This window comes from Thermosipho sp. (in: thermotogales) (assembly GCF_020054775.1).
GTDB classification, from domain to species: domain Bacteria; phylum Thermotogota; class Thermotogae; order Thermotogales; family Fervidobacteriaceae; genus Thermosipho; species Thermosipho africanus.
Map to the genome: position 1 here is coordinate 1 of NZ_JAIHAP010000063.1, position 10,570 is coordinate 10,570.

General features: G+C 30.5%; 14 protein-coding genes and 1 pseudogene. All 15 read left to right on the plus strand.

What is annotated here, in order from left to right; genetic code table 11:
• Positions 1-270, plus strand: a pseudogene (locus tag JG780_RS08835) (metal-dependent hydrolase); the annotation flags it as partial.
• Between the two features lie 6 nt (positions 271-276).
• A complete protein-coding gene (gene udk, locus JG780_RS08840) occupies positions 277-891 on the plus strand; it encodes a uridine kinase (RefSeq protein ID WP_004102032.1) in 615 nt (204 codons plus the stop codon).
• A gap of 22 nt (positions 892-913) precedes the next feature.
• On the plus strand, positions 914-2,422 hold the full coding sequence (locus JG780_RS08845) for an HD domain-containing protein (protein ID WP_287570190.1): 1,509 nt from the start codon (positions 914-916) through the stop codon (positions 2,420-2,422).
• Between the two features lies 1 nt (position 2,423).
• A complete protein-coding gene (locus tag JG780_RS08850; protein WP_287570191.1) occupies positions 2,424-3,173 on the plus strand; it encodes a type III pantothenate kinase in 750 nt (249 codons plus the stop codon).
• On the plus strand, positions 3,154-4,509 hold the full coding sequence (locus JG780_RS08855) for a B12-binding domain-containing radical SAM protein (protein WP_287570192.1): 1,356 nt from the start codon (positions 3,154-3,156) through the stop codon (positions 4,507-4,509). Before JG780_RS08850 ends, JG780_RS08855 begins: the two co-directional genes overlap by 20 nt.
• The gene (locus JG780_RS08860; RefSeq protein ID WP_287570198.1) at positions 4,493-5,113 is read left to right on the plus strand and encodes a site-2 protease family protein; all 621 of its coding nucleotides are present in this window, start codon (positions 4,493-4,495) and stop codon (positions 5,111-5,113) included. The genes JG780_RS08855 and JG780_RS08860 overlap by 17 nt, the downstream gene beginning before the upstream one ends.
• 4 nt (positions 5,114-5,117) lie before the next feature.
• A complete protein-coding gene (locus JG780_RS08865; RefSeq protein WP_004102043.1) occupies positions 5,118-5,363 on the plus strand; it encodes a hypothetical protein in 246 nt (81 codons plus the stop codon).
• Positions 5,344-5,604 carry a cell division protein ZapA gene (locus JG780_RS08870; protein ID WP_114702596.1) on the plus strand — a complete coding sequence of 87 codons (261 nt, stop codon included), beginning with the start codon at positions 5,344-5,346 and terminating at the stop codon, positions 5,602-5,604. The genes JG780_RS08865 and JG780_RS08870 overlap by 20 nt, the downstream gene beginning before the upstream one ends.
• Entirely contained in the window at positions 5,585-6,376 is a 792-nt protein-coding gene (murI, locus tag JG780_RS08875) for a glutamate racemase (protein WP_287570194.1), read from the plus strand. The genes JG780_RS08870 and murI overlap by 20 nt, the downstream gene beginning before the upstream one ends.
• Positions 6,333-7,172: an RNase adapter RapZ gene (gene rapZ, locus JG780_RS08880; protein WP_004102048.1), complete on the plus strand. Its 840-nt coding sequence runs from the start codon at positions 6,333-6,335 to the stop codon at positions 7,170-7,172. Before murI ends, rapZ begins: the two co-directional genes overlap by 44 nt.
• Positions 7,172-8,110 carry a gluconeogenesis factor YvcK family protein gene (locus JG780_RS08885; protein ID WP_012580263.1) on the plus strand — a complete coding sequence of 313 codons (939 nt, stop codon included), beginning with the start codon at positions 7,172-7,174 and terminating at the stop codon, positions 8,108-8,110. The genes rapZ and JG780_RS08885 overlap by 1 nt, the downstream gene beginning before the upstream one ends.
• 4 nt (positions 8,111-8,114) lie before the next feature.
• Positions 8,115-9,032 (plus strand): DNA-binding protein WhiA, encoded by a 918-nt coding sequence (whiA, locus tag JG780_RS08890; protein WP_114702595.1) that lies wholly within the window; start codon positions 8,115-8,117, stop codon positions 9,030-9,032.
• 5 nt (positions 9,033-9,037) lie between these two features.
• On the plus strand, positions 9,038-9,493 hold the full coding sequence (gene nrdR / locus JG780_RS08895) for a transcriptional regulator NrdR (RefSeq protein ID WP_004102050.1): 456 nt from the start codon (positions 9,038-9,040) through the stop codon (positions 9,491-9,493).
• 16 nt (positions 9,494-9,509) lie between these two features.
• Positions 9,510-9,980: a transcription elongation factor GreA gene (greA, locus tag JG780_RS08900; protein WP_004102051.1), complete on the plus strand. Its 471-nt coding sequence runs from the start codon at positions 9,510-9,512 to the stop codon at positions 9,978-9,980.
• Positions 9,981-10,006: 26 nt separating this feature from the next.
• Positions 10,007-10,570 (plus strand): OB-fold nucleic acid binding domain-containing protein (locus tag JG780_RS08905; protein WP_287570196.1); only part of this gene is annotated, 564 nt, incomplete at its 3' end.

Here is a 10,570-nt window from a genome sequence, read left to right on the forward strand (position 1 = left end):
GATGTGTTTTTAAGATTTTTGTTTTCTTTTCTTTTTGGAATATTAATAGGCATTTTGTATGAGCTAATTATACCACGTCATAGAGGCCCTTTACATACAGTATGGGCAGCTTTAATATATGGGGGTATTATTGGGTATGGAACATTTTATATCACTTCTAATTTAAATAATGCACTATTTCTTGGTATAATTTCAGTATCTGGGTATGTACTGCATTTAATACTTGATCGTTATTTTGTAGAAAAAGATGGAAAATTAGGAATAAGGTGATAGGTTATGTTTATAATTGGGATTGGTGGAGGAACAGGTTCGGGAAAGACAACTGTAGCTCAGAAGATAAATGAGATTATAGGGGAGTCAAATAGTGTTATTTTGCCAATGGATAACTATTATAAAGATATGAGTCATGTGCCTTTTGAAGAAAGGAAAAAGTATAATTATGATCACCCTGATATGATTGAATTTTCTTTGCTTGTAGATCATTTAAAAGAACTTTTGGATGGAAAAAGTATAAAATTGCCCGAGTATGATTTTGCACAGTATACTAGAACCGGAAATTTTACATTATTAGATCCAAAACCGGTGATAATAATTGAGGGTATATTTGCGTTGTACTACGAAGAATTAAGAAAGTTTTATGATCTTTCCATTTTTGTTGATGCAGAAAGTGATGTAAGGTTTATAAGAAGGCTTGAAAGAGATATAAAGGAGAGGGGAAGAACTATAGATAGTGTAATAAATCAATACTTAAACATGGTAAAACCAATGCATGATGCATACGTTGAACCAAGTAAAAAATATGCAGATTTAATAATTCCACGTGGTGGTTTTAATGAAAAGGCAATTAATGTAGTTGTTGAATTTATATTTAAGAAAATGTCTCAAAATTGAACTTAGAAAAGAGGTGTATTTTATGTATTATAAAGTATCGAGGGATCCAATTCATGCTGAAATTTTTATGTATCCACTTGAAATAATAGCATCAGATACGAAAGCAATGCAAAGGTTGAGATATTTATCACAACTTGTAGGTTCAGAATATGTTTATCCATGTGCAACTCATACACGTTTTGCACATTCTCTTGGAGTAATGCATATTTCTGGAATGTATGCTAGCCATTTGTTTGGGGATGATCCAGCAAAAGTTAGGATTTTAAGACTTGCAGGGCTCTTACATGACATTGGTCATGGACCTTTCAGTCATCAATTTGACGAGGTAGTTTACAAAAATATGGGGTTAGAAGACGGTCATGATGAGTACCGTGAAAAAATTTTGCTTGAGTATATGCCTAAGGCAATGTATAAAGTCTTTGAAAGAGCACCTGAAAAATTAAAGAACGCTGTTTTAGAAGATCTCAATATGGTATTGGGAGAAGTTGACGATTTAGAAGATGACTTTAGAAAAGTCATGGAAAAGGTCGTAGAAACCTATAAAGGTGAAAATGAAGGTACAATAGAATTTGCTGTGATACAAGGCCCCCTTGGTGCTGATAGAATGGATTTTGTTTTAAGAGATTCATATTTTGCAGGAACAAGAGGATTCGGAACAGGTTCTTTAGATAGGCTTGTAAGAAATTCCATGGTTGTTGAAAAAGATGGAAAAAAATTTCTGGCATATAATATCAAGGTAATTGATGAGATTTATACAACATTGTTTGGTAGGTTTATGATGTACAAGAATGTTTATTTCCATAAGACGTCACGTGCAGCGGATTTAATGATTCAAGATTTATTGGAGCTTTGTTATAGACCTTTAAAATTAAAAGAAAGAGTTGAAAATCTTGAAACATTTATGGAACTAACAGATCAAAGGATAATTAATGAAGTTGAAATATACTTTAATCAGATAGTGGAAGAGTATAACATAAGTTCTTTTGAAGAGACAAAAGAAAAGATCTTAAATTTTGAGATAGATTTACAACCAGTAGAGTTAGATATAGTTATGGCTTATGAAATTGTAGAAAGGTTGAAGAATAGAGATTTTTGGAAGACAATCCTTGAAACTCCATTTTCAGTTGAGGGTATAGATCCATCAGCGGCAAGTCAAGGATTTGCAATGGATATTTTACAAAAGATAAGGCTAAGGCTAGAAAAGGCTGTTGAAATATCTGATGAATCAGATAGAGAAGAGTTGTTAAAAATACTTTCAAATTTTGATGAAATATTTAAGGTTGATACACCGTATAAATTATCTCTTGTTCATCCTGATGAATTTTTAAAGAGCAATATTTATATTTATGATTCTTGGAAAGAACACGTACTTTCTTTTGACGAATATGTAAGGGAATATCCTGCTTATAAATTAATGACTAGTAATTTGATTCAAATTGTAAGGTTTTATGTAACAAAAGATGTAAGAAATTTACTTGAGAAATATAATATTATCCCAAAAGTGGATACATCTCTTACTACGAGGTGGTAATGTGCTCTTACTTTTTGATGTGGGAAATACACATACAACAATTGCCTTAACAAAGGATGGAAAATCATTTGATATTAAAAGGGTTTCTACACATTCCATCCAAACAGAGGATGAATTGTATGTATTTTTAAAGATGTTTTATAAAAATGATTTTAAAGATATAGTGGTTTCTTCGGTAGTACCGAATATAAACTATATATTTGAATTTTTTGCAGAAAAATATTTAAATAAAAAGGCTATATTTGTTAGTGCTAAAGAGTATAATGAAATTATTTGGAATGTAAATACTCCAGAGGAGATAGGAGCAGATAGAGTTGTTGATGTAATTGCTGCTAGCAGAGATTATGGAAAAGATGCAATAGTTGTTGATTTTGGGACAGCAATTACAATAGAAGTATTAAAAGAGAACAGATATGAAGGTGGAGTAATAATTCCAGGATTTAATATGATGGTTAATGCGCTTTTTAAAGGAACCGCTAAATTACCAAAGGTTGAATTAAAACCTTCAAATACTTTTGTTGGAAAAGATACCGGATCAAATATTAGAATCGGGGTTATAAATACAATTCTTGGAGGTATAGATTATACTATTGAAAGAATAAAAAGTGATTATGATTTGAAAAGTGCTCCTATAATATACACAGGAGGTCAATCAAAACTTATAAGGGAATATTTGAAAAAAGATATAATTTACGACTTAGAACTCGGACTTAGGGGGATTTATTACTTTTATGAAAATATTGCTTGTTAATCCATGGATAGAAGATTTTGCAGCATATGATTTCTGGTTAAAGCCAATTGGGCTTTTATATATTGCTTCATATTTGAAAAAGTTAGAAATTGAAATACATTTTATAGATTTAATGAATAGGCATGATAAATCTTTACAAAAATATACAAAAGTTCCAAAAGATAAGTTTTATGGTACAGGAAAGTTTCCATTTGTAGAGGTAAAAAAACCTGATGTTTTGGCATTTGTTCCAAGAAAATACAAACGTTATGGTGCACCAGAACAGTATTTTTATGATAAACTTAAAGAAGTTGGGAATGTTGATGCTATTTTTGTAACTTCAACATTAACTTACTGGTATCCAGGGTATTGGGATACGATTAATTTTTTAAGAGGCTACTACGGTAATAAAGTTCCAATATTTTTTGGAGGATTTTATGTAAGAAATTTACCACAACATGCAAAGAAAACTAATGCAGTAATTTTTCCGTTTAGTGATTTGAATAGAATTCCAAAGATGTTGGAAGATTTGACTGGTAAAAGTGTTAAAAGGATAGGCATAGATTGGTTTATGGAGCTTTCGCCATTGTATGATGTATATGAAAATATTGGTTATCTAGTATTTTTAACTACTTTGGGATGCCCATTTAAATGTTCGTATTGTGTTGCTCATAAATTATGGGATGGAATAAAGTTTAGAGATCCTGAAAGGGTTGTTAGTGATATTGAAAGGTATGTTGAAAAATTTAAAGTAAAAGATGTAGTATTTTTTGATGACGCATTTTTGGTAAATTCAAATAAACATGCAAAGGTTATATTAAAAAAACTTTTAGAGAAAAATTTTAGTAAGGATATTAGATTTCATCTCCCAAATGGTATACATGCTAGACTCATAGATGAAGAGCTTGCATTTTTAATGAAAGAACTTAATTTTAAAACTATAAAATTAGGATATGAAACATCTGGAGAATTACAATTAAAAACTGGTGGAAAGGTAGTTGATAAGGATTTAGTTAACGCAGCAAGAATTTTAAGAAATGCAGGTTTTACTGAAGAAGAGATCTCTGCTTATATTATGGTAAATATACCAGGGCAAAGGGTTGAAGATGTAATAAACGCGATGAAGATATGTAAAAGTGAAGGTATAAGTTTTTCAATTAATGAGTTTACACCAATTGTGGGAACTGAAGATTGGTTAAAACTTGTCAGTGAAGGAAAACTAAGCGGAAAAGAAGATCCAGTGTTATTGAATAATACAGTGTTACCTTTCTGGTGGAAACATGGTATGGATGAGCAAACAGTACAAAATTTAAAAATGCTTGCTCGTAAGATTAAAGAAGGTGATTGCTACGATTGAAAAAGTAATTATTAATCTTCTTACAGGATTTTTAGCAGTTATACTGGTTGTTTATCCTAGAGAATTGTTAAAAGCACATCTTGTTGTGTTAGCAGGAGATAGTACTCCAAAAAAGTTAAAAAGGACTTCGCTGAATCCGTTCGTACATCTTGATCCTATAGGAACAATAGCTTTTATATTATTTGATTTTGGATGGTCAAGACCAATACCGGTTGTTCCTATGAAAAATAGAAGAATAAGAAAAGTTTTAATTTTTTCTTCACTGATTGGTTCGATTTTAGGTGTTGGATTATTTATTCTGTATGGTATAATAGCAAAAGAAGTTGATAATAAATTTGTATACGTTACTTTTTATAAAGCATGTAAATGGAGTTTAACTTATGCTATTTTTTCTTTGTTCCCTATCCCTCCATTGGATGGTTCAAAGCTTTTAGGTGCTTTTTTGCCTGATGAATACTGGGATTGGTATATAAAATACGAAGTTTATGGTATATTATTTTTATTGGGTATGTTATTGATATGGATACTTCCTATGATTATGGAACCATTTGTTAATTTCATAAATCATATTACAGACATTTTAATTATAGGAAAAGGGGGATGAGGTGATGGAAGAGAAAATTAAGGAATTAGAACAGGCTTTTGAAGATTTGATAAATAAATATCAAGAGCTTCAGAAAGAAAATAAGGAACTTTGGAAAGAATTAAATGCAGCAATAGAGAGGGCTAATCAACTTGAACAAGAAAACAGAACTTTAAAAGAGGAGATCAACGGAACTTTCGATAAATTGCTTGGAAAATTAAAAAATTTAATGGAGAGTTCAACGGAGATAAATGATCAAGAAAAGGTTTAATATTAACGGAAGAAACTATATTGTTGAATCTGATTCAGATGAAAAAATTTTAGATTACATTGAAAAAAGAATTAAAGAGCTAAATGAAAAATATGAAGAGCTTTCATCTACCGATGAAAGACTTTTGGTAATGTTGTGTGAATTAATTGAGAGAGAGTATTATTTAACGGAAAAGATTAACGAAATTTTGAAAAGGTTGAATGATCTGGAGGAAAGAAGCCTTGAAGATAGGTCTATTTGATTCGGGGATAGGTGGTATTTCTGTATTAAAGAAGCTCACTTACATTAATGGAGCACATTATATTTATATTGCAGATACCGAAAGAGCTCCTTATGGTATTAAAACTCCAGAAGTTCTGGAGAGCTTTATTTTTGAATTTGCAGAGTTTTTTCACAAAAAAGGAGTTAATGAAATTTTTGCAGCCTGTAATACAACAGATTCAATTATACTAGAGAAAAATTTGGATTTAGGCATTAAATATAATAGCATAATTAAAGCTGCGATTCAGGCACCAAAAAGTGAAAAGGTGGGAGTTATTGGAACAAATATTACAGTTAGTAATGGGATTTATAAAAAATACCTTGAAATGGAAAATAAAGAAGTATATCAAAAATCAACTCAGCTTTTTGTTTCTTTGGTAGAAGAGGGTATTTTTTACGGTAGAATGGTTGAAGCAATAGCAAATTATTATTTGATTCCATTAAAGAAGAAAAATATTGAAGAGTTGATTTTAGGATGCACTCATTTTCCATTTTTAAAAGGAGTTATATCCAGAGTATTACCGAAGGTTCGAATAATTGACCCAGCTGAAGAGTTGTCAAAAAAACTGGCAAAAAATAACTCTAAAAAAGCATTTGTTGAGTTTTATGTTACTGGTGATCCAAAGGTATTTGAGAAAAAATTAAAAAGGATTAATTTCAGAGTACCGTATACTATAAACAAATTTAAAACAAAAAAGGTGATACAAATTGAAAAACCTAATTATTCTGACAGGGTTGTCGGGCGCTGGTAAAAGTACAGCTTTAGGTTTACTTGAAGATATGGGATTTTATTGTATAGATAATCTTCCCATAAATTTGGTTGAAACAATTTTACCAGTAATATCTATGAATGTAGACAACATTGCTTTTGTCTTAGATGCTAGAAGCGAAAATTTTGAACGTATTGATGAGATTTTAAATAATTTAAAGAAGAAATATGCTAGTAATCTGAAGGTCATTTTTTTAACTGCAAAAGATGCGATTATAATTAACAGGTTTGCCCACACTAGAAGGAATCATCCTCTTCTTAAGAGAGTAAATTCTCTTGAAAAAGCAATACAGCTTGAAAGGGAAATTTTAACAAAAGCTTTAGAATTTTCCGACATAGTAATCGATACTTCTAATTTGAATCCACATCAGCTTAGAGAAAAATTAGTGGAAATATTAGGTAGTGTTAAAAAGAAATTTTTGGTAAGAATTTTAAGTTTTGGATTTAAATATGGATTGCCTTTAGATGTAGATTTTATTTTTGATGTTCGATTTTTTCCTAATCCCTTTTATATAAAAGACTTGAGAGAAAAAAGTGGAAGAGATGAAAAAGTAAAAGAGTTTTTGTATAATACTCAAGGAGTTAAGGAATATATAGAAATGATAAAAAACGTTGTTGATTTTGCGCTGAAAAGATATGAAAATGAGGGAAGAATGGAACTCAGTATTGGTATAGGCTGTACTGGAGGCCAACACCGATCAGTTTTCTTTGCTGAAGAGCTTGCAAGTATTTATAGGCAAAGGTATGAAGTTCTTTTGGAACATAGGGATGTGAAGTAATGAATCTAACAGTAGTTGGTGGTGGAACTGGAGTCTCAACGCTTTTAAGAGGATTGAAATATTTCAATAATATAGATTTAAAAGCTATAATTGCTGTAACCGATGAGGGAGGAAGTTCTGGGGTTTTAAGAAAAGAATATAACGTTCTTCCACCGGGTGATGTTAGAAATAACTTGGTTGCGCTTGCAAAAGATGAGGAAATTTTAGGACAACTTTTTTCTTACAGGTTTAAAGATGGATTTTTGGCAGGTCATAGTGTAGGAAATATCATTTTGACAGCACTTACAAAAATTTTAGGGAGCTTTACAAAGGCAATAGAGTATGCATCTGAAGTTTTAGCAATTAACGGTAAAGTAATTCCCATTTCTGAGGACTTAATCAGGTTAGTTGCAGAATATGAAGATGGCACAAAAGCTTTTGGCGAAAGTGAAATAATGAAAATAACAAAAAAAAGAATAAAAAAAGTTTATTTAAATAGAGATGCTAAGATAAATTTAGATGCTCAAAAAGCTTTAGTAAATTCTGATTATATTATCTTAGGGCCTGGTAGTATATATACTAGTATAATTACGAATTTTTTGGTTGATGGATTCAAAGAGGCAGTTAATTATTCAAACGCAAAAATAATATATATTTCCAATTTAATGACTCAAGCTTCCGAGTCATACAATTTTACATTATTTGATCATGTGAGTGTGATAGAAAGATATCTTGAAAGGAAAGTTGATATGATTATTGCATCGAGATCGAATATACCTGAATATATATTAGAAAGATATGAAAATGAAGGATCAATTCCAGTGAAAGTAGATATCGAAAATGATGAAAGACTAATTTTTGAGGATTTATTAGAAGTAAAGGTTGACAGTGATGGCAAAGAGAAGATAAGACATAATTCTATGAAACTAGCAAGTTTAATAATTAAACTTATAAGGTGATATAATGTTATATACATTTTCTGAAGATGTAAAAGGTGAATTGTGTCATACGGTTGTTAACTCCGAATTGGAAGCAAAATCTGAATTGGCTGGATTTTTAAAATCAAGGGGAGTAATAATAAGGTCTTTTAATGATGTTGTTGTGAAAATTGAAGTGGGTTTTATACCTGCTGCAAGAAGGATAATGAATTTAATGGCTATAGTAGGTACTGATAAAAAAAGGTTGACAATGATTAAAAATAAGTTGAAAAAGAAGAGAGTGCAAATTTTTATTCCTTTTTCAATATTATCTAAGCTAGAGTTGGATATTCTTGAGATTCCAGCATATATATTTGAGGATCTTGGGCTATTTGGTGCATTTTTGCGTGGAGTTTTTATATCGACTGGTTCTGTAACTGATCCTACTAAAAATTACCACTTTGAAATTATTTCACATAATTATAAATTTCTAAATGAGATACAAAAATATCTTTTCGATAATTTAGGTATACTTGGTAAAATTGCAAGTTTTGGTCAGAAAAATTACAGATTCTATCTAAAAAGGGCAAAAGATATAATTGAAATTCTCTATTATATGGGAGCTCAAAGAAACGCTGACAAGATGGAAAAAATAGTAAGCTCAAGAGAAATTAAAAGTGATTTTAATAGATCTATGAATTTTCTAACGGCCAATGCTAAAAGAGTTGGTGAAAGTAACGCAAAACAGATCAGGATTATAAAAAATTTATTTGAAAAATATGGTGAAGATATTCTAAATGATGAGTTAAAGAAAATAGCACTTTTGAGATTGGAAAATGAAGATTTGAGTTTAAGTGATCTTGGAAAGCTTTTTGATCCTCCTCTTTCAAAGAGTATGGTTTATAACAGAATAAAAAAGATATTTAAGATATATGAGGAACTTGAATCAAAGAATATGGAGTGATGAATATGAAATGTCCATATTGTGGCAATGATGAAACTAGAGTACTTGATTCAAGAGTCGATTCATCAGGAATGACAATAAGACGTCGCAGAGAATGTTTGAAATGTAAAGGTCGTTTTACTACGTATGAAAGATATGAATTTGGGCCAGTTTTTGTAATAAAAAAAGATGGGCGTAGAGAAAAATTTGATAGGTCAAAGATTTTGAGTGGTATCATGAAGGCTTGTGAAAAGACTAATGTAACTCTTGAAGAGATGGAAAAATTAGTTGATGATGTGGTAAATCAAATTCAGAAAACAGGTAATTTGGAAATTTCAAGTCTTGAGATAGGAAAGCTTGTTATGGAGGGGTTAAAAAAGATCAACGAGGTTGCATATGTTAGATTTGCTTCGGTGTATAAAGATTTTAGGGAAATTGATCAATTTTTAGAAGTTGTAAAAGAATTGAAAAATGAAAAATAGTGTTGGAGGTGTTTGAATGAAAAAAGAGAGTATTTATTTAACAAAAGAAGGGTATGAAAAATTAAAAGCAGAGCTTGATCAGTTAAAGCAAAAGCTTATGTTTGAAATAGCTCAAAGAATTAAAGAAGCTAGAGAACTAGGTGATTTATCGGAAAATTCAGAATATCAGGAAGCCAAAAATGAACAAGGAAGGATCGCAGCAAGAATTAATGAGCTTGAAAATATGCTTTCAAAAGCAGAAGTTATTGAAGGATTGGATACCAATGTTATTAACATTGGTAATTGGGTGTTAATTAAGAATTTGGATACAGGAGAAGAAAAAACAATTCAGATTGTAACACCTCATGAAGCAGATGTTTTTAACAATAAGATAAGCTTTGAGTCACCGATTGGGAGAGTTTTAGTAGGTAAAAAGGTAGGAGAAGTTGTCAAAATTAAAGCACCGAAAGGGGTATTTAAGTATCAAATTTTAGGTATCAAAATATAAGATTTGGAGATTTAGGAGGGATTAAGTTGTTAAAGGAGTTTAGGGAACAGAGGATAAATGAAATTAAGCAGATAAGTGCAAAAGGTGTTAATCCATATCCATACAAATTTGAAAAAACACATAGTAGCCAGGATATAAAAGCTCAATTTGAGAACTTAAACCCTGGAGAAGTTAAAGAAGATGCAAGTGTGTCTACTGCTGGAAGAATAATGTCTTTAAGGCATCATGGTAAAAGTGCATTTTTCCATATTAAAGATTTCTTTGGTAGAATTCAGGCATATATTAGGCAAGATATAGTTGGAAAAGATGTATACGAATTTTTTAAAGAACATATTGCAATTGGAGATATAGTTGGTGTAAAGGGAAGTGTCTTTAAAAGTAAAACTGGAGAAGTGACAATTTTGGTAAAAGAAATTGAGCTTCTTAATAAGCCTTTAAGGCCGATGCCAGAAAAATGGCATGGAATTAAAGATAAGGAAGTTTTGTATAGACAAAGATATGTTGATATGATTGCTAACGATGAAACACTAAATAGATTTAGAATAAGATTTGAGATAATAAAGCTTATTAGAGAATTTTTGAATTCAAAA

Coding starts and splice junctions, on each gene's coding strand:
- udk (WP_004102032.1), top strand. CDS start 277: ATGTTTATAATTGGGATTGGTGGAGGAACAGGTTCGGGAAAGACAACT.
- JG780_RS08845 (WP_287570190.1), top strand. CDS start 914: ATGTATTATAAAGTATCGAGGGATCCAATTCATGCTGAAATTTTTATG.
- JG780_RS08855 (WP_287570192.1), top strand. CDS start 3,154: ATGAAAATATTGCTTGTTAATCCATGGATAGAAGATTTTGCAGCATAT.
- JG780_RS08865 (WP_004102043.1), top strand. CDS start 5,118: ATGGAAGAGAAAATTAAGGAATTAGAACAGGCTTTTGAAGATTTGATA.
- JG780_RS08870 (WP_114702596.1), top strand. CDS start 5,344: ATGATCAAGAAAAGGTTTAATATTAACGGAAGAAACTATATTGTTGAA.
- JG780_RS08885 (WP_012580263.1), top strand. CDS start 7,172: ATGAATCTAACAGTAGTTGGTGGTGGAACTGGAGTCTCAACGCTTTTA.
- whiA (WP_114702595.1), top strand. CDS start 8,115: ATGTTATATACATTTTCTGAAGATGTAAAAGGTGAATTGTGTCATACG.
- nrdR (WP_004102050.1), top strand. CDS start 9,038: ATGAAATGTCCATATTGTGGCAATGATGAAACTAGAGTACTTGATTCA.
- greA (WP_004102051.1), top strand. CDS start 9,510: ATGAAAAAAGAGAGTATTTATTTAACAAAAGAAGGGTATGAAAAATTA.